Source organism: Clostridium sp. MCC328 (genome assembly GCF_018785465.1).
Taxonomy (GTDB): Bacteria; Bacillota; Clostridia; order Lachnospirales; family Lachnospiraceae; genus Pilosibacter; species Pilosibacter fragilis.
In genome coordinates, this window is record NZ_WQPW01000138.1 from 1 (window position 1) to 308 (window position 308).

General features: G+C 52.6%; 2 tRNA genes. Both read right to left on the minus strand.

The window, feature by feature from the left end:
* Positions 1–2 precede the first annotated feature (2 nt).
* A tRNA-Ala gene (locus tag GPK83_RS15860) sits at positions 3–75 on the minus strand.
* Positions 76–176: 101 nt separating this feature from the next.
* Positions 177–250: transfer RNA gene (locus GPK83_RS15865), tRNA-Ile, on the minus strand.
* Positions 251–308 lie beyond the last annotated feature (58 nt).

A 308-nucleotide genomic window follows, 5' to 3' on the forward strand; every position in this document is an offset into this window, starting at 1 on the left:
AGTGGAGATGGAGAGATTCGAACTCTTGACCCCCTGCTTGCAAGGCAGGTGCTCTCCCAACTGAGCTACACCCCCATGGATGCGGGCCTTCCCTCTTTCGAGGCGATCCCTTATTCATTTTTGTTCTGTATTTATTTCAATCAGCCAGTCACTTCTTGCATTACCCTTTTGGGTAATGGGCTTAAGTGGACTCGAACCACCGACCTCACGCTTATCAGGCGTGCGCTCTAACCGGCTGAGCTATAAGCCCATTGAATCTGGCATCCACCTGCTCTCCCATGCCGTCTCCAGCATAGTACCATCGGCCG